20 protein-coding genes and 1 tRNA gene are annotated in these 21,036 nt (G+C 64.8%); 14 read left to right on the top strand and 7 right to left on the bottom strand.

What is annotated here, in order from left to right; all coding sequences use genetic code 11:
- Nucleotides 1-250: 250 nt before the first annotated feature.
- Complete coding sequence (gene scpC / locus K3M67_RS12790) at nt 251-1,762, bottom strand: succinyl-CoA:acetate CoA-transferase ScpC (protein WP_285831634.1); 1,512 nt, start codon at nt 1,760-1,762, stop codon at nt 251-253.
- Nucleotides 1,763-1,875: 113 nt separating this feature from the next.
- Between scpC and K3M67_RS12785 the strand changes: the two genes are divergently transcribed.
- Complete coding sequence (locus K3M67_RS12785) at nt 1,876-2,754, top strand: LysR family transcriptional regulator (protein WP_066859707.1); 879 nt, start codon at nt 1,876-1,878, stop codon at nt 2,752-2,754.
- 7 nt (nt 2,755-2,761) lie between these two features.
- Here the strand turns inward: K3M67_RS12785 and K3M67_RS12780 are convergent, their stop codons facing one another.
- The gene (locus K3M67_RS12780; protein ID WP_066859704.1) at nt 2,762-3,028 is read right to left on the bottom strand and encodes a 3TM-type holin; all 267 of its coding nucleotides are present in this window, start codon (nt 3,026-3,028) and stop codon (nt 2,762-2,764) included.
- Complete coding sequence (locus tag K3M67_RS12775; protein WP_066859701.1) at nt 3,025-3,579, bottom strand: glycoside hydrolase family 108 protein; 555 nt, start codon at nt 3,577-3,579, stop codon at nt 3,025-3,027. The genes K3M67_RS12780 and K3M67_RS12775 overlap by 4 nt, the downstream gene beginning before the upstream one ends.
- A gap of 172 nt (nt 3,580-3,751) precedes the next feature.
- Here K3M67_RS12775 and K3M67_RS12770 point away from each other — a divergent pair, with 172 nt between their 5' ends.
- Nucleotides 3,752-4,243 carry a hypothetical protein gene (locus tag K3M67_RS12770; protein WP_066859699.1) on the top strand — a complete coding sequence of 164 codons (492 nt, stop codon included), beginning with the start codon at nt 3,752-3,754 and terminating at the stop codon, nt 4,241-4,243.
- Nucleotides 4,244-4,302: 59 nt separating this feature from the next.
- Here K3M67_RS12770 and K3M67_RS12765 read toward each other — a convergent pair.
- A tRNA-Pro gene (locus K3M67_RS12765) sits at nt 4,303-4,379 on the bottom strand.
- A 184-nt stretch (nt 4,380-4,563) separates the two neighbouring features.
- Between K3M67_RS12765 and yajC the strand changes: the two genes are divergently transcribed.
- The 9 genes from yajC (at nt 4,564) to K3M67_RS12720 (ending at nt 13,309) form a co-directional block, all read left to right on the top strand.
- Nucleotides 4,564-4,899, top strand: a complete 336-nt coding sequence (gene yajC, locus K3M67_RS12760; RefSeq protein WP_066859696.1) for a preprotein translocase subunit YajC — start codon at nt 4,564-4,566, stop codon at nt 4,897-4,899.
- A gap of 8 nt (nt 4,900-4,907) precedes the next feature.
- Nucleotides 4,908-6,506, top strand: a complete 1,599-nt coding sequence (gene secD / locus K3M67_RS12755; protein WP_285831633.1) for a protein translocase subunit SecD — start codon at nt 4,908-4,910, stop codon at nt 6,504-6,506.
- Between the two features lie 19 nt (nt 6,507-6,525).
- Nucleotides 6,526-7,524, top strand: coding sequence for a protein translocase subunit SecF (gene secF, locus K3M67_RS12750; RefSeq protein WP_066859690.1), 999 nt, complete (start codon nt 6,526-6,528; stop codon nt 7,522-7,524).
- Nucleotides 7,525-7,571: 47 nt separating this feature from the next.
- A complete protein-coding gene (locus K3M67_RS12745) occupies nt 7,572-7,913 on the top strand; it encodes an Mth938-like domain-containing protein (protein WP_353051176.1) in 342 nt (113 codons plus the stop codon).
- A 93-nt stretch (nt 7,914-8,006) separates the two neighbouring features.
- Nucleotides 8,007-9,431 (top strand): M20/M25/M40 family metallo-hydrolase, encoded by a 1,425-nt coding sequence (locus K3M67_RS12740; RefSeq protein ID WP_285831632.1) that lies wholly within the window; start codon nt 8,007-8,009, stop codon nt 9,429-9,431.
- Between the two features lie 176 nt (nt 9,432-9,607).
- Nucleotides 9,608-10,726 carry a Ppx/GppA phosphatase family protein gene (locus tag K3M67_RS12735; RefSeq protein WP_066859687.1) on the top strand — a complete coding sequence of 373 codons (1,119 nt, stop codon included), beginning with the start codon at nt 9,608-9,610 and terminating at the stop codon, nt 10,724-10,726.
- Nucleotides 10,723-11,397, top strand: coding sequence for an RlmE family RNA methyltransferase (locus K3M67_RS12730; RefSeq protein WP_285831631.1), 675 nt, complete (start codon nt 10,723-10,725; stop codon nt 11,395-11,397). Before K3M67_RS12735 ends, K3M67_RS12730 begins: the two co-directional genes overlap by 4 nt.
- 20 nt (nt 11,398-11,417) lie before the next feature.
- The gene (locus tag K3M67_RS12725; protein ID WP_285831630.1) at nt 11,418-12,926 is read left to right on the top strand and encodes a YifB family Mg chelatase-like AAA ATPase; all 1,509 of its coding nucleotides are present in this window, start codon (nt 11,418-11,420) and stop codon (nt 12,924-12,926) included.
- Entirely contained in the window at nt 12,926-13,309 is a 384-nt protein-coding gene (locus K3M67_RS12720; protein WP_285831629.1) for a YkvA family protein, read from the top strand. The genes K3M67_RS12725 and K3M67_RS12720 overlap by 1 nt, the downstream gene beginning before the upstream one ends.
- 179 nt (nt 13,310-13,488) lie before the next feature.
- On the opposite strand, the gene K3M67_RS12715 is transcribed toward K3M67_RS12720, so the two are convergent.
- From K3M67_RS12715 to K3M67_RS12705, 3 genes are all read right to left on the bottom strand, one after another.
- Nucleotides 13,489-13,872: a bactofilin family protein gene (locus K3M67_RS12715; protein ID WP_285831628.1), complete on the bottom strand. Its 384-nt coding sequence runs from the start codon at nt 13,870-13,872 to the stop codon at nt 13,489-13,491.
- A complete protein-coding gene (locus tag K3M67_RS12710) occupies nt 13,853-15,034 on the bottom strand; it encodes a M23 family metallopeptidase (protein ID WP_285831627.1) in 1,182 nt (393 codons plus the stop codon). The genes K3M67_RS12715 and K3M67_RS12710 overlap by 20 nt, the downstream gene beginning before the upstream one ends.
- A gap of 166 nt (nt 15,035-15,200) precedes the next feature.
- Nucleotides 15,201-17,489: a putative bifunctional diguanylate cyclase/phosphodiesterase gene (locus tag K3M67_RS12705; RefSeq protein ID WP_285831626.1), complete on the bottom strand. Its 2,289-nt coding sequence runs from the start codon at nt 17,487-17,489 to the stop codon at nt 15,201-15,203.
- Between the two features lie 350 nt (nt 17,490-17,839).
- Here K3M67_RS12705 and rpsL point away from each other — a divergent pair, with 350 nt between their 5' ends.
- From rpsL to fusA, 3 genes are all read left to right on the top strand, one after another.
- Nucleotides 17,840-18,211, top strand: coding sequence for a 30S ribosomal protein S12 (gene rpsL, locus K3M67_RS12700; protein ID WP_004208728.1), 372 nt, complete (start codon nt 17,840-17,842; stop codon nt 18,209-18,211).
- An 18-nt stretch (nt 18,212-18,229) separates the two neighbouring features.
- The gene (gene rpsG / locus K3M67_RS12695; RefSeq protein WP_021227559.1) at nt 18,230-18,700 is read left to right on the top strand and encodes a 30S ribosomal protein S7; all 471 of its coding nucleotides are present in this window, start codon (nt 18,230-18,232) and stop codon (nt 18,698-18,700) included.
- Nucleotides 18,701-18,857: 157 nt separating this feature from the next.
- Entirely contained in the window at nt 18,858-20,930 is a 2,073-nt protein-coding gene (fusA, locus tag K3M67_RS12690) for an elongation factor G (protein WP_066859667.1), read from the top strand.
- Nucleotides 20,931-21,036 lie beyond the last annotated feature (106 nt).

Raw genomic sequence — 21,036 nt, 5'->3', positions numbered from 1 at the left:
CCCTGAGCGCCGACATACAGGCACCTATCTCAGATCCGGTCTGCTGGCGGGCGATAGCGCGACACACATTCCCTTGGGCGGCACTTCCGGCCGCTGACCATGTCAATGATGGGCCGTCGAGCTTGGTCTCGGCGGCCCCTCTCATGTCTGGCGCAAATGATCATGGAAGGGCGGGCCTGCCCGTGCGCCGGGCAGCCTCGCAAGGCATGATGCGGGCCGGGGTCGGTTGAAAGCAATGCCGGCCCCGCGCCTAACTCCGCATCGTGCCGGTATCGATATAGCGCTGGTGCCAGGCGAGCGCCTCGCCGGGCAGCATCGGCGATTGCAGGCCGAAGCTGCCTTTTAGCGCCCTGGCATAATAGTCCGCCAGCATCGGCCGGAAATCGGGATGGGCGCAGTTGGCGATGATGACGTCCGCCCGCTGGCGCGGAGCAAGGCCGCGCAGGTCGGCCAGGCCCTGCTCGGTCACGATCACCTGCACATCCTGATTGATATGATCGACATGGCTGCAATGGGGCACGATCGCCGAGATCGCGCCGCGCTTGGCGGTCGAGGGCGTCATGAAAACCGACAGATAGGCGTTGCGCGCAAAGTCCCCCGATCCGCCGATGCCGTTCTGTATGCGCGATCCCATGAGGTGGGTGCTGTTGACGTTGCCGTAGATGTCGGCCTCGATCAGGCCGTTCATCGCGATGCAGCCCAGCCGCCGGACCAGTTCGGGATGGTTGCTGATCTCCTGCGGTCGCAGGATCATCCTGTCGCGGAAGCGAGCCATGTCGGCGTTGAGACGGGTGGCGGCTTCCGGCGACAGCGAGAAGGCGGTGGCGCTGGCCATCCGCAGCTTGCCCGATTCGAGCAGGTCCAGCATCCCGTCCTGGATCACCTCGGTATAGGCGACCATATTTTCGAACGGGGCGTCGATCAGCCCTGTCAGCACGGCGTTGGCGATATTGCCGACCCCCGATTGCAGCGGCAGCAGCGAGGCGGGCAGCCGTCCCCTTCGCACTTCATGGCTCAGGAAATCGAGCAGATGGCCGGCGATCGCATGGGCGGTGGCGTCGGGTGAGGAAAAGGGGGCGTTGCGGTCGGGCGCGTCGGTTTCCACCAGCGCGATCACCTTGTCGGGATCGCAGCGGAAGGTCGGCTGGCCGATGCGCTGGTCGGCGCGCACCAGTGGGATAGGTATGCGATGGGGCGGCAGGGCGGTGCCGTAATAAACGTCGTGCATCCCCTCCAGCGCGGGATTCTGCCAACGATTGACCTCCAGGATCACGCCCTTGGCGCGGTCGATCCAGGTCTTGTTGTTGCCGACCGACGCGGAAGGGATGAGGGCGCCGTCCGCCGTGACGCCGGTCACTTCGATCACGGCGATGTCCAGCTCGCCCAGGAAGCCCTGCCACGCCATCGGCGCGACCTGGCTCAGATGCATGTCGAAATAGTGCATCTCGCCGCGATTGATGCGCTCGCGGGCGATGGGATCGCTATTGTAGGGCAGCCGGAATTCGACGCCGTCCGCTTGGGCCAGCGCGCCGTCCAATTCGGGGCCGGTGGACGCGCCGGTCCAGATTTTCACGCGGAAATGCTCGCCCGCCTGATGCGCGGCCGTGATACGCCTGGCCAGCGCCAGCGGCACCGCCTTGGGATAGCCCGATCCGGTGAAGCCGCTCATCCCCACGGTCATGCCATCATGGATCAGGGCGGCGGCGTCCTCGGCGGACCGCCGCTTCGACGCCAGGGCGCCATGGGCGATGCGATTGGTCATGTCGTCCTCTCACTCCTGCGGTCAATCGGGCCGCTTCGCGCCTTCCGTTCTGGCTTTTCAGGCAGGAAGACAATAAGGATTCACCGCACAAATATTGTGCGGACGGCGTTCAAATGTCTGATCTGTTGATCGCGATGCGGACATTCGTTCGCCTCCATGAAATGCCCAGCTTCTCGCGCGTCGCGCAGGAGATGCACGCCAGTCATACCACGATCGCCCGGCGGCTGGATCAAGTGGAAGCGCATTTCGGTCTGCCGTTGTTCCATCGTTCGACACGACGCCTGGTTCCCACGGCGGACGCCGACCGGCTGCTCGTCCACGCCCGCGCCATGCTCGATGCGCTGGACGCGGCGGAGGCGGATTTCGGTCCGGCCCGGGACCAGCCGCGTGGGCTGGTCCGGATTGGGCTGACGACCGCGCTGGGGCTGCATTATGTCGAGCGGCTGGGGGAATTGATCGTGCGCCATCCCGGATTGCAGATCGACTGCGCGATGACCGACTGGCAGCGCGACGTAGTGGAGGATCGGCTGGACCTGGCGCTGCGGGTAGGGCCGATCGGCGATGACAGTCTGGTGGTGCATCCCCTGGGGGCATTGTCGCGGCGGCTGGTCGCCCATCCCGATTATCTTGCGCGCCATGGCGCGCCGGGCAGCGCGGACGATCTCGGCGCGCATCAGTGCATCGCCTATGCCTATGGCGATCGGCCTGCGCGCTGGATGATCGACGGGCGGGAACGGCTTGTGGCGGGCGCCTTTCGCTCGGACAATAGCGAGGCGGTGCATCGCGCGGCGCTTAGTGGCCTTGGCATCGCGCTGCTTCCGGCAATCCGCGTGGTCGCGGACATGGCGGCGGGACGGCTGGTGCCGGTGCTGCCCGGCAGCATGATCGCCCCGCTCGACATTTTCGCGGTTCACCCGTCGCATCGCCGCCTGCCGCCGCGCGTGCGGCTGGTGCTGGACTTCATCAAGGCCCATTTCCCGGCGGAAGGGTAAAGGGGTGCTATCGTTCCACCCCCTTCGCCTTGCCCCAGGCGCGGGCGGCGGTGTAGCCCAGATAACCGGTGCCGAAGAGCGCATAGAGCGGTTCGGGCAAGGCATTGAGATAGGCGCGCATTCCCGCGATGATCGCCGCCGCCGTCTGGGGCTGGACGCCCGCGATCAGACCCATCGGCACCGACCAGAGCAGCAGCATGTACATGACGTACAGGAAGGCCGGGCGCGCCCGTGCCGTCCAGATGTCGCCGTCCTCCTCTCTGGCCTTGGTCATTGCATTTCTCCTGAACCGATCCGGTTCGCCAGCCAGCCATAGAGAAAGACCTCGTTGGCGGGCCGGCTTTCGGCCAGCGCGATATAGCGCTCGCCCTGGAGCGCCTCGATCGCCTTGAGCAGCACCCTGTCGCCCGCCGCTCCACGCAGCGCGCGGAAGGCGCGAAGGGCGGCCAGGGTGCGGGCGCCCAGGCTGCGATCGACCTTCAGATCGGGATAATCCTTCTGGTTGCGGTTCAGCGCGTTGAGCGCGCGCTGGAGAAAGCCGGTTGCGGCGGCGACGCCCATATTGATCGCCGTGTCGAACAATTCCGCTGCAATCGACCAACTCGTCTCCGCCACAAAGGCATATCCGGGCCGTTCCCAATAGAGCCGACGGTAGATATTTTCCGCGACGCAGCGCGGCAATGCCTGCATGGCGCCGGTATAGCCGTTGGCGCGGGCCACAGCCTGGGTAATGCCCATGTTCGTCGGCCCGCCGCGATCGGCTGGATGATCGCTATATCCGCCTTCGCGGGCAATGACCTCGTCGATCAGGTCGTCTATGTCCATAATGGCCTCCTGCTGTCGAAAGAGGCGGCCTAGTTATCCCATATGGTTCGCTGTAGGACAGCGTAAAATTGCGGCGGCCCGACAAGCGCAGGCGAGCGGTTGGCCGGATGCCGTTGGCGCGTGATGCGCGCTGCGACACATGCTATCATGCCGACCGCAACGGGAGGGACTCATGCGCCTACGGACAGTTGCAGCGGCCATCTCGATTCTCTGGACCTGGTCTCCAGCCCTTGCGCAGGCGGCGCCATCGCCCGTCGATGTAAAGGCGGCGTTCATCGCGGCGGGCTTCCGGCTCGAAGCGGGGAAGTGGAGAAATTGCGACGATCCGGGCAGCGCTGCCTACACGCCGGGGCAGATCGACGATTTTCGGGACTTGAACGGTGACGGGCGGCCGGAGGCGATCATTTCGGAGGGGAGCAACTTCTGTTTCGGGATGACAGGCACGGGTTTTTCACTCGTCAGCAAGCAGGCGGACGGGACATGGCGGCTCATGACCAGCAGTCCTGGCTTACCCACCATCCTTGCGATCAAAGCGTCGAACGGATGGCCGGACATAGAGATTGGCGGGCCGGGCTTCTGCTTCCCGGTGACGCGATGGACCGGAGCCGAATACAAGGTCGTGCGGCATCAGTATCAAGGAAAGCCCTGCAGACCTGCGCAATGACCGATGGCAGGCGCATGGAGCACTGCTAAAATTGTGCTTTAACCATGCTTCCGTGATTTTGGTCGGGACGAGAGGATTCGAACCTCCGACCCCCACACCCCCAGTGTGATGCGCTACCAGGCTGCGCTACGTCCCGACCGGAGGGCGCCCTTTAGAAGCACGCGAGCGAAGTTGCAAGCGCTCAATCGCAGCTCTTTTCACGGCCGGGCCGAATCCCTAATCATATTGCCTCGCCCGGCGCATCTGTGTTAGCCGCCCGCCCTTGATCCGTGGGTGCCGACCGGCATCCGCGACCGACAGAAAATAAGGCAGTCCCACCCATGTTCATTACTCCAGCCTTTGCCCAGACCGCGGGCGGGCAAGCCTCCGGCGCCAGTGTCCTGGTGCAGATGGCGCCGCTGGTCCTGATCTTCGTGGTCTTCTATTTCCTGCTTATCCGTCCGCAGCAGAAGAAGATGAAGGAGCATAAGGCGAAGATCGACGCCGTGAAGAAGGGCGATCAGGTCGTCACCGGCGGTGGTCTTGTCGGCAAGGTCGTGCGGGTCGACGAGATTTACGCCGATGTCGAACTGGCCCCCGGCATGAAGGTGAAGGCGGTCAAGTCGACCCTGACCGACGTGATCGACCCGGCCACCGCCAAGCCCGCGAACGACTGAGCGGCGTCATGCTGAACTTTTCGCGCTGGGCGGTCGCCGCGATCCTCCTGCCCCTGGTCATCGGCGTACTGTGCGCCGTGCCCAGCTTCCTGCCCGACGCGACCGTCGCGAAGCTGCCCGGCTTCATGCAGACGCGCGTCAATCTCGGCCTCGACCTGGCGGGCGGCAGCCATCTGCTGCTCGAAGCATCGACCCAGGACGTTGCCAAGCAGCGGCTGACCAACATGGAGGAGCAGGTTCGCACGGAATTGCGCCGTGGCGATCCCAGGATCGCGATCGGCGATATCTCCAGCCGCGACGGGAAGCTCAGCTTCATGGTGCGCGATCCCGCCCAGGTGGATGCCGCCGTCGAGCGCATCCGGCCGCTGACGCAGGGCGCGGGCCTGACCGGGCAGCGCGATTTCAATGTCGAGGTGGTGAACAGCTCCACCATTGTCATCACGCCCACCGATGCGGGCATCGACAATGCGGTCAAGAGCGCGATGGAAGTCGCGACCGAGGTCATTCGCAAGCGCATCGACGAAATGGGCACGCGCGAGCCGACCATCCAGCAGCAGGGTGGCAACCGCATCGTCGTGCAGGTGCCAGGTCTTCAGGATCCCAAGGCGCTCAAGGATCTGCTCGGCCAGACCGCCAAGCTGGAATTCAAGCTGGTCGACACCACGGCCAACCCGGCCGAAGTGGCGCAGGGCCGCGCGCCGGTGGGCAGCGAAGTCCTGCCTTATCCAAACAATCCGAGCGGCGTGCCGGTGATCGCGGTGAAGCGCCAAGTGATGGTGTCCGGCGAGGATCTGACCGACGCCACCCAAGGCTACGGCCAGAGCAACGAGGCGATCGTCAACATCCGTTTTAACGGATCGGGCGGCCGCAAATTCGGCCAGGTGACGTCGCAGAATGTCAATCGTCCCTTCGCCATCATCCTGGACGGCAAGGTGCTGTCGGCTCCCAATATCAACGAGCCGATCCTGGGTGGAAGCGCCCAGATCGCAGGCAGCTTCACCGTCGAAAGCGCCAATCAGCTCGCCATCGCCCTGCGGTCGGGTAAGCTGCCGGTCGCGCTGACCGTGGTGGAGGAACGCACGGTCGGACCCGGCCTGGGAGCGGACTCGATCCGCGCCGGCATGATCGCTTCGATCATCGCGGTGGTCGCGGTCGCGGGCTTCATGTTCCTCAGCTATGGCCGCTTCGGCATCTATGCCAACATCGCCGTCGCCATCAACGTGGCGGTGATCCTGGGCGTGATGGGCATGTTGGGGGCGACGCTGACGCTGCCGGGCATCGCCGGTTTCGTGCTGACCATCGGTACTGCGGTCGACGCCAACGTCCTCATCTACGAGCGCATCCGCGAGGAGCGGCGGCGGGGCCGCGGCGTGGTGCAGGCGATCGAGTTCGGCTACAAGGAAGCCAGCCGTACCATTTTCGAGGCGAACGTGACCCACGCCATTGCCGGCGGCATCATGCTGGCGCTGGGTTCCGGCCCGGTCAAGGGCTTCGCCATCGTGCTGCTGATCGGCATCGCGACCAGCGTGTTCACTGCCGTGACCTTCACGCGCCTGCTCGCCGCGCGCTGGGTCCGCACCACGCGCCCGACCGAAATCCATATCTGACGGGGCGGGAGAGAAAGACATGAAACTGCTCAAGCTTGTCCCCGACAACACCAATATCGGCTTCGTCGCGATCCGCCATTGGGCCTTCGCGCTGACGGCGCTGCTGACCGTGCTGGCCGTGGGGGCGACCGCCTACAAGGGTCTCAACCTGGGCGTCGATTTTGTCGGCGGCCTCATGATCGAGGCGAAATTCCCGCAGAATGTCGAGACCGACAGGGTGCGGGCGACCATCGGACGGCTGGGCGTGGGCGAAAGCTCGCTCCAGCAATTCGGCGATCCCAAGACCGTGCAGATTCGCCTGCCCTTGCCCGAGCAAGGCGGCGCGGGCGCGGCCAACGCCGTGGTCGAAAAGACCCGTAACGCGATGACCGCCGAGTTTCCCGGCGTCACCTTCTCCCGCTACGATACGGTGTCGGGTAAGGTGTCGGGCGAACTGATCCAGAATGGCGTGCTCGCCGTCGTGCTGGCGATCGTCGGCATCGCGATCTTTTCCTGGTTCCGCTACGAATGGCAGTTCGGCGTCTCGACCTTCGTCGCGATCGTCCATGACGTGCTGATGACCTTGGGTTTCTTTGCCGTCACCCAGTTGGAATTCGACCTCAACATCATCGCCGCCGTGCTGACGATCGTGGGCTATTCGATCAACGACAAGATGGTGATCGACGACCGCATCCGCGAAAATATGCGCAAATATCGCAAGATGGACATGAAGGCGCTGATCGACCTGTCGGTCAACGAAACGCTGCCGCGCACGGTCATGACGTCGGTGACGGTCATGCTGGCGCTGGGCGCGTTGTTGCTGTTCGGCGGCCATGTGCTGCGCGGCTTCACCGCCGCCATGATGCTGGGCATCATCGTCGGTACCTATTCGTCGGTCTATGTTTCGTCTTCGCTGTTGATCACGCTGGGCCTGACCCCGCAGGCGGCGGAAAAGAAGGCGGCGAAGAAGGGCTATGCCGGAACCGCCGAACGCGTGGGCCCCAGAGAGGCAAGCCGTGATGACGGAGCGCGCCCCTGACCGACGCGGGGATCAAGCTGCGCCGTGATGATGGCGGACAAGGGCCGATCGTCACCGGCTTTCAGGGCCGGGGCTTCCGGGTACGGGACGATGTGTTCCCTGACGGCCTGCTCCTCAGCCCGGTGCGGGCGCTGGCCTGGACGAATGCTCCGGCAGTCGATGCGCTGACACTGGAATCGCTGGGGGACTTGTTCGCCATCGACCCGCGTCCGGAATTCCTGCTGCTTGGGACCGGCGGCGGTCTGCGCCAGCCGCCGCGCGCCTTCGTCCGCGCGGTTGAGGCGCTGGGCATGGGCGTAGAGGCGATGGACAGCCGCGCGGCGGCCCGCGCCTGGGGCGTGCTGCGCGCCGAGGAACGGCAGATCGTGGCGGCGTTGCTGCCGCTTTGAAATCCCGTCGGATAGGGCGTGCATGATAGCGCCTTGCCCTCTCGCGGCGCTTTGGCCAATGTCGCACCCTCTTTGAACCAAGGGGGCTTTTTCATGCCATTTCGCCGTCCCGCTGCCGCTCTGCTGGCTGCGCTTCTCGTCACGACCAGCGCCCATGCGGCCACAGCCGATGCGCAGGCGCGTGGGGGCGAGGCCGCGTTCCGGGCGCTTTACAAGGAACTGGTGGAAACCGATTCCAGCTGGCCGGACGGGAGCTGCACGCTCGCGGCCGAGCGGATGGGGGCGCGGCTGAAGGCGGCGGGCTATGCCGCCGACGATGTCCAGATAATTGTCGATCCCACCCATCCGAAGGAAGGCAATCTGTCGGCCATCCTGCGCGGGAGCGATGCGAAGCTGCCCGCAGTACTGCTGCTGGCCCATATTGATGTCGTGGCGGCCAAGCGCGCCGACTGGCAGCGCGATCCCTTCACCCTGATCGAGGAAGGGGGCTATTTCTACGGCCGCGGCACCTCCGACGACAAGGCGATGGCGGCGGCCTTTACCGACCAGATGGTCCGCTACAAGCAGGAGGGTTACAAGCCCAAACGCACGATCAAGCTGGCGCTGACCTGCGGCGAGGAAACGGAGAAGGCGCTGAACGGCGTCGAATATCTGCTCAAGAACCGGCCCGACGCATTGAAGGCCGGCTGGGCGCTCAACGAAGGCGGCGGCGGGTCGCTGGACGAGAGCGGAAAGCCGGTCAGTCAGGGAGTGCAGGCGGGCGAGAAAGTCTATCAGGACTTCGCCTTCAGCGCGACCGCGCCGGGCGGGCATAGTTCGCGCCAGACGCCGCGTTTCAATGCGATCGGCTGGATGGCTGCTGCGCTTGCACGGGTGAACGATTATGATTTTCCCGTGAACCTGACCCCGGCCGCCAAAGCCTATTTTGGGGCTTCGGCGCCGCTTTACCCCGGCAAGGTATCGGCGGCGATGGCGGCGATCGGTGCGGGCACGGCAAGCGAGGCGGATTATGCCGCCGTGTCGGCCGAGAATGCGAGTTGGAACGCCACGCTGCGGACCACCTGCATTCCGACGCTGGTCTCTGGCGGCCATGCGCCCAACGCCCAGCCGCAATCCGTGACGGCGAACGTCAATTGCAGGATCATTCCAGGCGAGAGCGTCGAATCCGTTTTGGCGCGGTTGAAGGAGGTTGCGGCCGATCCCCGGGTGAAGGTCGACCTGGCCGATCCGCCCCAGCCCAAGTCGTCGGCACCCGAACTGACGCCGCAGATCATGGGACCGATCGAAGCGCTGACCAGGGAAATGTGGCCGGGCGTGCCCGTAATTCCGCGCCTCGCCACCGGAGCGACCGACGGCCGTTTCACCAATGCGGCGGGCATCCCGACCTATGGCGTGTCCGGTATGTTCGCGGACCCGGACGGGCAGGGCGTCCATGGTCTCAATGAGCGCATCCGCGTGAAGTCGCTGCTTGACGGCCGGGCCTTCCTTTATCGGCTGGTCAAGGCCTATACCCGGTAAGACCTCCGGACATGCGCTGAAGCGCGTCTTCCAAGCCGCCTCACTTCAGACAGGCGGGGAGCCGCTTGCGGTGGGCGGCTCCCCCCTCCTTGCGCATCTGCCCGTATCTGCTTAAGCATGTTGGCAAGTTCCGGTCCCGTCTTTGGGACTGGCGATAAGCAGAAGTGAGTTACGGCATGGTGCAGCAGAGCCGCCCATCGCCGCAGAGTTCCGGCCCGACCGGCCGTTATGCGGGCAAAAGCGCCCGCTCCGGTCCGGGCGAAGGGAGCAAGGCTGCGGCCATTCCTCCCCCGTCGAAGCAGCGGGGATTCGCGCTTCATGGCGCGCGCGAACGGCGCTCCTATGCCGCGATCGACCTGGGCACCAATAATTGCCGGTTGCTGATCGCCAAGCCTTCGGCAGATGGCTTCATCGTCGTCGATGCCTTTTCGCGCATCGTCCGGCTGGGCGAGGGGCTGGCGTCGACCGGCCGGATCAGCGACGCGGCGATCGATCGCGCCATTGCCGCTCTGTCGGTGTGCGCCGACAAGCTCCGCCGCCGCCATGTGACGCTCGCCCGTTCGGTTGCAACCGAGGCGTGTCGCCGGGCGTCCAACGGGGCCGAGTTCATCCAGCGCGTCTATCGCGAAACCGGCATCGCGCTCGACATCATCAGCGCGCAGGAAGAGGCAAGGCTGGCGGTGCTGGGCTGCCATGCGCTGCTGGAGCCGGGACATGGCCCGGCGTTGATCTTCGACATTGGCGGCGGCTCGACGGAACTGGTGCTGGTCGATGCCCATGGGGATGGCGCGCCGCATATCGTGGATTGGGTCAGCGCCCCCTGGGGCGTCGTGTCGCTGACCGAGAGCGAGGCGTTCGACCATGGCGATCCGGCGGAGCGACTGGCGGCCTATGGCCGGATGCGTGCGCGGGTGGCGGATGCCTTCTCGCCGCTGGCCCGTCGGCTGCCGCGCGATGCCGAGGGTATCCGCCTGCTCGGCACTTCGGGCACGGTGACGACACTGGCCAGCCTGCACCTCAACCTCCCCCGTTATGACCGGCAGGCGATCGACGGGCTGATCGTTCCATGCGAATCGATGCGCTCCATTTCGGACCGGCTGTCGGGCATGGCGCTGGCCGAGCGGCAGAAGCTGCCCTGCATCGGCACGGAACGGGCCGATCTGGTCGTGGCCGGCTGCGCCATATTGGAATCGATCCTCGACATCTGGCCGGCCGAGCGACTGGGCGTCGCCGACCGGGGCATTCGCGAGGGCATTTTGCGCGGGCTGATGGACCGCGACGGGAGAGTGATGTGAGAGGCGCGGGCGCGGGCAAAGTGCGGGTCAAGTCGGCCAAGGGGCGCACGGCGCAGTCGGTGCGCTGGCTGGAGCGGCATCTCAACGATCCCTATGTCCGCAAGGCGAAGGCTGAAGGATGGCGCAGCCGCGCCGCCTTCAAGCTGATCGAGTTGGACGAGAAATTCCATTTCGTGAAGGGATCGCGCGCGGTCGTCGACCTGGGCGTCGCACCTGGCGGCTGGGCGCAGGTGGTGCGCAAGATGGCGCCCAAAGCGGCGGTGGTCGGGATCGACCTGCTGCCGACCGATCCGATTCCCGGCGTCACCCTGTTCGAAATGGACTTCATGGACGACAAGGCGCCGGACCTGCTACGCGAGGCGCTGGGGCAGGAGCCGGACCTGGTGATTTCGGACATGGCGGCCAACACGGTCGGCCATGCCCAGACCGACCATCTGCGCACCATGGGCCTGGTCGAGGCGGCGGCGCTGTTCGCGGTCGAAAATCTGCGCAAGGGCGGCACCTTCGTCGCGAAGGTCTTTGCAGGCGGCACGGACGCCGAGTTGCTGGCGGTGCTCAAGAAGCATTTCACGACGATCAAGCACGCCAAGCCGCCGGCCAGCCGCAAGGGCAGCGTCGAATGGTATGTCGTGGCGCAGGGATTCAAGGGACGGGCAGACGATCAGGCCTGAGCGGCCGTTAAGGGGGATCATTGGTCGCTACGGTTTCGACGGTCGCCTATCTGGGGCTGGAGGCGCGCGCCGTGGAGGTGCAGTGTCAGCTGGTCCCCGGCCTCCCCAATTTCATCCTTGTCGGCCTGCCTGACAAGGCGGTCGCGGAAAGCCGGGAGCGCGTGCGCAACGCCATCGCCGCGATCGGCCTGTCGCTGCCGCCCAAGCGGATCACCGTGAACCTGTCGCCGGCCGACCTGCCCAAGGAAGGCAGCCATTTCGATCTGCCGATCGCGCTCGCCCTGCTGGGAGCGATGGGGGTGATCGATGCCGAGACGCTGGCGGGCTATGTAGTGGTGGGCGAATTGGGTCTGGACGGGCGGACCGCGCCCTCGCCCGGCGTGCTGCTTGCCGCGCTCCATGCGGGCGGGCAGGAAATGGGGCTGGTCTGCCCGGCGGCGCAGGGGGCCGAAGCCGCCTGGGCAGGGCAGGTGGAGGTGGTGGCCGCGCCGGACCTGCTGAGCCTGCTTAACCATTTCAAGGGCACCTCTGCACTGTCTCCGCCCCAACCGGGCGCGGTCGAGGCGCCGGTGCGGACCGCCGACCTGAAACAGGTGAAGGGGCAGGAGGTTGCCAAGCGCGCGTTGGAGATCGCGGCAGCCGGTGGTCATAACCTCTTGATGGTGGGGCCGCCGGGCGCGGGCAAGTCGCTGATGGCGAGTTGCCTGCCGGGTATATTGCCGGAAATGACGCCGTCCGAGGCACTGGAAAGCTCGATGGTGGCGAGCGTTGCCGGCACGCTGGAGGGCGGTCGGATCAGCCGGGCGCGCCCCTTCCGCAACCCGCATCACAGCGCCTCGATGGCCGCCTTGGTGGGTGGCGGCCTGAAGGCGCGGCCGGGCGAGGTCAGCATGGCGCATCTGGGCGTCCTGTTCCTCGACGAACTGCCCGAATTCCAGCGCACCGTGCTCGATTCGCTGCGGCAACCGCTGGAGACGGGCGAGGTCACGGTGGCGCGGGCCAACGCGCATGTGACCTTCCCGGCGCGGGTGCAATTGATCGCGGCCATGAACCCCTGCCGTTGCGGGCATCTGGGCGATCCCTCTCTGGCCTGTTCGCGTGCGCCGCGCTGCGCGTCGGATTATCAGGCCAAGGTGTCTGGGCCTCTGCTCGACCGCATCGACCTGCATGTGGAGGTGCAGGCCGTGACGGCGGCCGACCTGGTGTTGCCACCGCCGGCCGAAGGATCGGCCGAGGTCGCGGCGCGGGTCGCCGCGGCACGGGCGGTGCAGACGGCGCGCTATGCGGGCAGCGGTCTGCGCACCAATGCGGAGGTGAATGGGGAGAGACTGGAGGATGTGGCTGGCCCCGATGAGGCGGGGCGGCAATTGCTCGCGCAGGCCGCCGCCGCGATGAAGCTATCGGCGCGCGGCTACACGCGCGTGTTGCGGGTGGCCCGGACGATTGCCGATCTTGCCAATGCGGAGCAGGTGGGGCGCGTACATGTCGCGGAAGCGCTCAGCTATCGTCGGCGCGCGCCGGTGAACTGATGCTGGTCACGCTCAAGACTTGGGCGAAGCGGCTGAAGCGGGATGCCGTGGCACTGTGGATCGCGGCGCGCTGCCCGGATACCCCTTTGCTTGCGCGCGGCATAGCGTTGCTCGTTGCGGCCTATGCGCTCAGTCCGATCGACCTGATCCCCGACTTCATTCCCGTGATCGGACTGCTTGACGATCTGCTGATCGTGCCGCTGGGCATAGCCCTGGCGATCGCCTGCATCCCGGCTGCGCTGATGGCGCGGTGCCGCGAAGAGGCCGATCGCCTGGAGAAGCGGCCGGCCAGCAGGGCGGGGGCGATCTTCATCATCCTGCTATGGGTGGCCGGCCTGACGATCCTGTCGGTCTGGGCGATCAGGGAACGGGCCGGACGCTGATCAGCGTGTAGATGCCGATGATCATTCCGCCGCCAGCGAAACCCAGCAGGAAACGGCGAATATCCGGCCAGAAGTCGGGATGTTCCATCGCGCGCCTCCTCCGATCGAGTTGAGGGCGCGAGCGGTAGCGCTGCGGAATGGGCGCTTCCAGTGACAAATATGGTTAGGGGACGAGCCGCTCAACCGGCGCTGTCGTTGGCGATCAGCTTGAGTTCGGCCGTCGGCGCGTCCTTGGCCTGGTGGCTGAAGCGGCCTTCGATCCGGCTGCCGGCCTCGATCGAGATGGAGACGTAGCTGACATCGCCGGTGATCCGGGCGCTGCTTTCGACCACCAGGTCCTGCGCGGTGATCGATCCGTCGACCAGGCCGGCGAGGCGGGCGCTGTGCGCGGTGACATGGCCGGTGATGCGGCTGTCCGGTCCCTGCACCAGGGACGCGCAGCATATGTCGCCCTCTACCGCGCCGTCGACATGCAGGTCGACGCTGGCAGACAGGTTCCCTGTGATCGTGACGTCGCTGCCGATCAGCGAGAAGGGGGTATGCTTAGCCCCGGTTGCCGACATCGGCGAAACGGGCCGTGGCGATTTTCTGGACTTGGAGAACATCCTTGCGGGCCTCGAGGAAAGGGCGGGGATTAACGGCCTGGCCGTTCAGCCGGACCTCGAAATGAAGATGGGGGCCGGTCGAGCGGCCCGTCGAGCCCATGCGCGCGATCATGTCCCCGCGCACGACCTTCTGCCCCACGCGGCCGGCGAACCCGGACAGATGGGCATAGCGGGTCATGATGCCATTGCCATGCTCGACCTCGACCACATTGCCATAGCCCTGGCGTTGACCGACGAAGCTGATCTTGCCGTCGGCCGCGGCGTTGATCGGTTGACCGCTCCGGCCGGGGAAGTCGAGTCCGGCATGGAAGGCGGCATGGCCGTTGAACGGGTCGCGCCGATAGCCATAGGAGCTGGACAGCATCGGCGTCGTAGTGGGCTTGCCCGACGGGATCGTCAGCAGGCTGCGCTCCAGAAACTCCATCCGCGCCATGGCATCGGCCAGATGCTCCAGTTCGCCGGTCATTGCGCCCTTGTCACCTTTCCAGGGAACGAATGGGCCGCCCTGGGCGCGCGCGGCGCTGCGGGCGAGTTTGTCGGGGTTGAGGCCGAAACTGCGGATGGCGGCGGCGGCTTTGTCGGCGCGGCGCTCGACCGCGCGGGTCAGCAGCATGGCGAAACGGCGCTGGCGCTCATCCAGTTGGACAAGCGGCGCGGCCTCGGGCGCCATGCTGATCTTTCCCGCGATGCCGTCCTTCTCGCTGCTCTTTTCCGGGCCGACCAGATCCGCTCCGGCTGCCTTGGCTTCCTCGGCGCCGAAATGGGTCTTGTAAAGATCGTCCATGAAGTCCTGGCGCGCTTCGAGATCCTGGGCCAGTTCCTCTACTGACTCGCGATAACCTTCGACCTTGCTGGCGGCGGTGGCGACCGAGCGGCCCTGTTGCGCCAGCGCGGCGCGCTGCTGCGCAATTGCAGCATTGTCCGCCAGCATCGACAGGGTCACGCCACCCCATCCGAGCAACGCTGCGGTTGCCAGGCAAGCGGCACCGATCTGCGCGCGGCGCGAAATCCTGATGAATTTGACCTGGCCGCCGGATCGCAGGAAAATCTCCCGCTCAGGGCAGAGGGCATCAAGCCGGTCCCGGAGGCCGGCGAGCCCCTTCTTCTTTTGTTGCGACAATGCGACCCCGCGACTCTATCTTGTGAGTCGAGCCGGTAGCAAAGCATTGCCTGTCGCGCGAATCCGGTTCCCCGGACTCGTGACGAATCGAAAGGTCAGCGCGATGAAATGACGTAAACGGAATTTAGTTCCGCGATGTCAGCGATATTTTTCATTTTTTTCTGCATCATGTCAGGCTGCGCGCGCTAGCGTCAGCGCGTAGCCAGGCTTCGACATCGACCGCCGGCATGGCGGCGCCGAAATGGAAGCCCTGTCCGAAGTGACAGCCGCCGGCCCGCAGATAATCTAGCTGCTGTTGGTTTTCGACTCCCTCCGCGACTGTGCGGATGCCGAGGCTATATGCCAGATTGAGTACCGTTCGGACGATAGCGGCATCGTCCGGATCGGTTTCCAGGTCGCGCACGAAGCGCTGGTCGATCTTGATGACGTCGATCGGAAATTGCTTGAGATGCGACAGGGAGGCGTATCCGGTGCCGAAATCGTCCAGGGCGATGGCGACGCCCGTCTCGCTCAATCGTTGCAGGATGCGGCCTACCCGGTCGGCATTCCGGCCCAGAAACACCGATTCCGTCACTTCAAGTTCGATCATGGATGGCGGCAGGCCAGCCTGCTCCAGACGCTCCAGCAGGCGGTCGGCAAAGGCGTCGTCGTTCAGGTCCGCGCCCGATACGTTGAACGCGATATGGCCGAAGGACAGGCCCGCGTCGCGCCAGCGCCGGCAGTCGGTGACGATACCGTCGACCATCTGCGCGGTGATCGCAGGCCCGAGTTCGGGATGCTCGAATGCGACGGAAATATCGCCGGGCATGATGATGTCTCCCATGCCGGTGGGGCAGCGAAATAACGCCTCGAAGCCCTGTAGTGCGCCGGTGTCGAGCGCGACCTTGGGCTGGTACCAGGGAACCGGACGTTCGTTGGCCAAGATGTGGCGCGCACGGTCCAGCATCGCGGCTTCCCGTTCCCAGCTGTCGAGCAATTCCGGGCCGAACAGAGTCGCGCGCCCCCGGCCGCTGTTCTTGGCATGGTAGAGCGCTATGTCGGCATGTTTGATGAGAGCGGCGCCGTCGTCGCCATGATCGGGGAATAATGCGACACCGATGCTGACCCGGCTCTCGATCGGCCTGCCGCGATAGCTGAGCGGGGCATGGAGATGCTCGCTGATGCGCGTAAGGATCGGCTGGAGCGCGTCGGCGCCGGGCAGGCGGGTCAACAGCACGGCAAACTCGTCGCCTCCCATGCGCGCGACAAGGTCGCCGGGTCGCAATGCGTGGCGCAGTCGCCCCGCGACCGCGCAGAGCAGGGCGTCGCCGGCATCATGGCCAGCCGTGTCATTGACGCGCTTGAACTCGTCCAGGTCGATGAGCAGCACCGCCGAGAGGGGCATTCTTTCGCCCAATGCGGTCGTTGCCTGGGTCACCGCCGCCATGAAATGGGCGCGGTTGGCAAGACCGGTCAGCGCGTCCGACATGGCCAGCTGCTCCAGATGCCGCTCGGCTTCCTTCCGCTCGGTGATGTCGACAACGCTGGTCACGAAACAGGACTCGCCGTCGATGACGATCGGGCGCGACGACAGTAGCGCGTTGCGGATCGCCCCGTCACCGCGGCGAAGGCGGCATTCGAAACTGTCGATCGTCTCGCCGCGTTGGAGTCGGTCGAGCAGTTCGTCGCGCGTCGGCAGGTCGACATAGGTCCGGTTGACATTGTCCAAGGAGACGTCCTGCCCCGACATATAACTGTCGGCCGCGGCCCGGTTCATTCGCACCACGCTGCCGTCGCGGCGCGTGACGAGCAGTGGCAGGGGCACGGCCATGAACATGCGTTCCAGCGTGTCTCGGCTGTCGGCGAGCGCATCCTGCGCGGCGCGCGCCAGTCGGCCGGCCATCCACTCCTGCCGCTGCAACCGATTGTTGCGAGCGATGGCGATCCACATGCCGCAATGGAGCATCAGCACCGCCATCATCATGCCGGGCATGGTCGGGGACAAGGGCGCCGGCGCAAGATAGCCGATCAGCAGCAGCACCCCGCAACCCAGGCCACCGCCGACATTGCCCCGAAAACTGGTCGGCACGACGAGGTAGAAGACCAGCGGCAGCATCACCAGGACGAAGACGGCGATGTCGCTGCGCGAACTGACCAGGAAGGCGACGCCGACGGCCGTCACCACCTGCCAGGCAAAGCAAATCCGTTCGACCGCGCCGAAGCTCGTCATCCTGCGGCACAGCGAAAGGCAGAAAAGCGACCAGAGGATGACGCAAATGCGGGCGGGCACGGCTATCCAGAAATGCGGCGTCCCCGCAAATCGCCAGTCGCTCAGCAGGAAGAGGCAGTTGAGCAGCGCGGATAACTGGAACAGCAGTCGGGCATGGCGGCTATATTCCGGCAGCCGTTCGGCCTGAAAGGCCGATTCCCTTGCAGGGTCGCGGAATTCGCCGGTAAGGGAAGATAAAAGGTTCACGTCTCACCTGATGTTCCGCTGGCGGAAGGATTAACCTGTTACAGTTACCAATTCCCTAACCCTTTGAATTGGCGACATTGGTCGGTCCATCTGCGGCGTTCGCCCCTAGTCTTCTTGACCCTTGGTCCAGGCATCGCTATAGCGCCGCTCGCCCAGAGGCCTGCCGTGCGAAGACTCGTCTCCTCGCGACATAAGATTGGGCGACACTAGAGCTGAACATTGCCGGGTGCTCTTGCGGCTCCAGGGGGCGTATGCCTACCGGGGCCTTTGCTGTTTGCGGGAATCTTCCTCCAGGCGGTGCGGAACGCGGGGATGCCCAGGTAAAGTAACTGAAAAAGGTGAAGGGCTTCATGCCAACAATCAACCAGCTGGTCCGCAAGGGCCGTGAGCTGCAGAAGACCAAGTCGAAGGTCCCTGCGATGGATGCCAACCCGCAGAAGCGCGGCGTTTGCACCCGTGTCTATACCACGACCCCGAAGAAGCCGAACTCGGCTCTCCGTAAGGTGGCGAAGGTGCGTCTGGTCAACCAGCGCGAAGTCATCACCTACATTCCGGGTGAAGGCCACAACCTTCAGGAGCACAGCGTTGTGCTGATCCGCGGCGGCCGCGTGCGCGACCTTCCCGGTGTGCGCTACCATGTGCTGCGCGGCGTTCTGGATACCCAGGGCGTCAAGGATCGTAAGCAGAGCCGTTCGAAGTACGGCGCGAAGCGTCCGAAGTAAGAAGGGGAGACCAGAAATATGTCACGTCGTCGTCGCCCCGAAAAGCGCGTCATCCTGCCGGATCCCAAGTTCGGCGATATCGTGCTGTCGAAGTTCATGAACAGCATCATGCAGGACGGCAAGAAGGCCGTTGCTGAATCGATCGTCTATGGCGCTCTCGAAACCGTCGAGACCCGCGCCAAGAAGGATCCGATCGGCATGTTCCACGATGCGCTGAACAATGTGAAGCCCGGCATCGAGGTTCGGAGCCGCCGCGTCGGTGGTGCCACCTATCAGGTCCCCGTCGAAGTGCGCCCCGAGCGCGCCCAGGCGCTGGCCATCCGCTGGCTGATCACCGCCGCGCGCAACCGCAGCGAAACCACGATGGCCGCGCGCCTCTCGGGTGAGCTGCTGGACGCTGCCAATAACCGCGGCAATGCCGTGAAGAAGCGCGAAGACACGCACCGCATGGCGGAAGCGAACCGCGCCTTCTCGCACTACCGCTGGTAAAGGCGAGCGGGCGCCGCAAGTGCCCGCTTCGTCATATGGGTTCCAAAATCGGTCCGTTCGTCATGGGTGGCTACCCATGGCGGACGGATTGGTTTAGGGGCCACGCGCAGAATTAACGAATCCCCAACCGCCGGCGCACCGGCAACGGAGAAGCATCATGGCCCGCAGCCATCCGCTCGAACGCTATCGCAATTTCGGTATCATGGCGCATATCGACGCCGGCAAGACCACCACGACCGAGCGTATCCTTTACTACACCGGCAAGTCCTACAAGATCGGCGAAGTCCATGACGGCGCCGCGACCATGGACTGGATGGAGCAGGAGCAGGAGCGTGGTATCACCATCACGTCGGCTGCGACCACCTGCATCTGGAACGATCACCGCCTCAACATCATCGACACCCCCGGCCACGTCGACTTCACGATCGAAGTCGAGCGTTCGCTGCGCGTGCTCGACGGCGCGGTCGCCGCGTTCGACGGCGTTGCCGGCGTTGAGCCGCAGTCTGAAACCGTGTGGCGTCAGGCGGACAAGTACAAGGTTCCGCGGATGTGCTTCATCAACAAGCTCGACCGCACCGGCGCCGACTTCTATTATTGCGTGCAGACGATCATCGATCGCCTGGGCGCCGTTCCGGCCGTCCTCTATCTGCCGATCGGTGCCGAATCGGACTTCAAGGGCCTGGTCGATCTGGTCGAAAACCGCGCCATCATCTGGAAGGATGAAAGCCTGGGTGCCGAATTCTTCTATGAGGAAATTCCGGCCGACCTGGCTGACAAGGCTGCCGAATATCGCGAAAAGCTGATCGAACTCGCCGTCGAACAGGACGACGAGGCGATGGAAGCCTATCTGGAAGGCAACCTGCCCGACGTCGCGACGCTGAAGAAGCTGATCCGCAAGGGTACGCTCGGCCAGGCGTTCGTGCCGGTGCTGTGCGGCTCGGCGTTCAAGAACAAGGGTGTTCAGCCCCTGCTCGACGCGGTCGTCGACTATCTGCCTTCGCCGCTCGACATTCCCGACGTGCAGGGTATCAACCCCGACACCGAAGAACCCGACAGCCGTGCGACTGCGGACGACGCGCCTTTCTCGGGTCTGGCGTTCAAGATCATGAACGACCCGTTCGTCGGCTCGCTGACCTTCCTGCGCGTTTATTCGGGCACCCTGACCAAGGGCACCTATCTGAACTCGGTGAAGGACAAGAAGGAAAAGATCGGTCGTATGCTCCTCATGCACGCGAACTCGCGTGAGGACATCGATGCGGCCTATGCCGGCGACATCGTCGCGCTGGCCGGCATGAAGGAAACCACCACCGGTGATACGCTGTGCGCCGAGCGCCAGCCGATCATCCTGGAGCGGATGGAATTCCCCGAGCCGGTCATCGAACTGTCGGTCGAACCCAAGACCAAGGCCGACCAGGAAAAGATGGGTGTTGCCCTCAACCGTCTGGCTGCCGAGGATCCCTCCTTCCGTGTCTCGACCGACCACGAATCGGGTCAGACCATCATCAAGGGCATGGGTGAACTTCACCTCGAAATCCTGGTCGACCGCATGAAGCGCGAGTTCAAGGTCGAGGCGAATGTCGGTGCGCCGCAGGTGGCCTATCGCGAATATCTCAAGAAGGCCGTCGACGTCGACTATACCCACAAGAAGCAGTCGGGCGGCACCGGCCAGTTCGGCCGCATCAAGGTGAAGCTGACGCCGGGTGAACGCGGCGCGGGCATCATCTTCAAGGATGAGATCAAGGGCGGTAATATTCCCAAGGAATATATCCCTGCGATCGAAAAGGGTATGCGCGAAACGGCGGCCACCGGCTCGCTGATCGGCTTCCCGATCATCGATTTCGAAATCAACCTCTATGACGGCGCCTATCACGACGTCGACTCGTCGGCGCTGGCTTTCGAAATCACCGGTCGCGCGGCGATGCGTGAAGCGGCCCAGAAGGCCGGCATCACGCTGCTCGAGCCGGTCATGAAGGTTGAGGTCGTCACCCCGGAAGAATATCTGGGCGACGTCATCGGCGACATGAACAGCCGTCGTGGTCAGATTCAGGGCACGGACAGCCGCGGCAACGCGCAGGTCGTCGAGGCGATGGTCCCGCTGGCCAATATGTTCGGCTATGTGAACTCGCTGCGTTCGTTCACCCAGGGGCGTGCGAACTACTCGATGATCTTCTCGCACTATGACGAAGTGCCGCAGAATGTGGCGGACGAAGTCAAGGCGAAGATGGCCTGACGACTTTCTCTGGCCGGCCCGTGCGAGCGGGTCGGTTAGGGGCTGGTAATATCGAAATTTGCTGCTATGGACGCGCCTTCGCAAGGCGCGGCCGAGCGGTCAAACC

It is taken from the genome of Sphingobium sp. V4 (genome assembly GCF_029590555.1).
In the GTDB taxonomy this organism is placed as follows: domain Bacteria; phylum Pseudomonadota; class Alphaproteobacteria; order Sphingomonadales; family Sphingomonadaceae; genus Sphingobium.
Note: the sequence above shows the minus strand (reverse complement) of the source record. Positions and strands in the feature narration are given on the sequence as shown.

What these genes read in the sequence shown, in the direction of transcription:
- scpC (WP_285831634.1), bottom strand. Translation starts at nt 1,762, where the DNA reads ATGACCAATCGCATCGCCCATGGCGCCCTGGCGTCGAAGCGGCGGTCC.
- K3M67_RS12785 (WP_066859707.1), top strand. Translation starts at nt 1,876, where the DNA reads ATGTCTGATCTGTTGATCGCGATGCGGACATTCGTTCGCCTCCATGAA.
- K3M67_RS12780 (WP_066859704.1), bottom strand. Translation starts at nt 3,028, where the DNA reads ATGACCAAGGCCAGAGAGGAGGACGGCGACATCTGGACGGCACGGGCG.
- K3M67_RS12775 (WP_066859701.1), bottom strand. Translation starts at nt 3,579, where the DNA reads ATGGACATAGACGACCTGATCGACGAGGTCATTGCCCGCGAAGGCGGA.
- K3M67_RS12770 (WP_066859699.1), top strand. Translation starts at nt 3,752, where the DNA reads ATGCGCCTACGGACAGTTGCAGCGGCCATCTCGATTCTCTGGACCTGG.
- yajC (WP_066859696.1), top strand. Translation starts at nt 4,564, where the DNA reads ATGTTCATTACTCCAGCCTTTGCCCAGACCGCGGGCGGGCAAGCCTCC.
- secD (WP_285831633.1), top strand. Translation starts at nt 4,908, where the DNA reads ATGCTGAACTTTTCGCGCTGGGCGGTCGCCGCGATCCTCCTGCCCCTG.
- secF (WP_066859690.1), top strand. Translation starts at nt 6,526, where the DNA reads ATGAAACTGCTCAAGCTTGTCCCCGACAACACCAATATCGGCTTCGTC.
- K3M67_RS12740 (WP_285831632.1), top strand. Translation starts at nt 8,007, where the DNA reads ATGCCATTTCGCCGTCCCGCTGCCGCTCTGCTGGCTGCGCTTCTCGTC.
- K3M67_RS12735 (WP_066859687.1), top strand. Translation starts at nt 9,608, where the DNA reads ATGGTGCAGCAGAGCCGCCCATCGCCGCAGAGTTCCGGCCCGACCGGC.
- K3M67_RS12720 (WP_285831629.1), top strand. Translation starts at nt 12,926, where the DNA reads ATGCTGGTCACGCTCAAGACTTGGGCGAAGCGGCTGAAGCGGGATGCC.
- K3M67_RS12715 (WP_285831628.1), bottom strand. Translation starts at nt 13,872, where the DNA reads ATGTCGGCAACCGGGGCTAAGCATACCCCCTTCTCGCTGATCGGCAGC.
- rpsL (WP_004208728.1), top strand. Translation starts at nt 17,840, where the DNA reads ATGCCAACAATCAACCAGCTGGTCCGCAAGGGCCGTGAGCTGCAGAAG.
- rpsG (WP_021227559.1), top strand. Translation starts at nt 18,230, where the DNA reads ATGTCACGTCGTCGTCGCCCCGAAAAGCGCGTCATCCTGCCGGATCCC.
- fusA (WP_066859667.1), top strand. Translation starts at nt 18,858, where the DNA reads ATGGCCCGCAGCCATCCGCTCGAACGCTATCGCAATTTCGGTATCATG.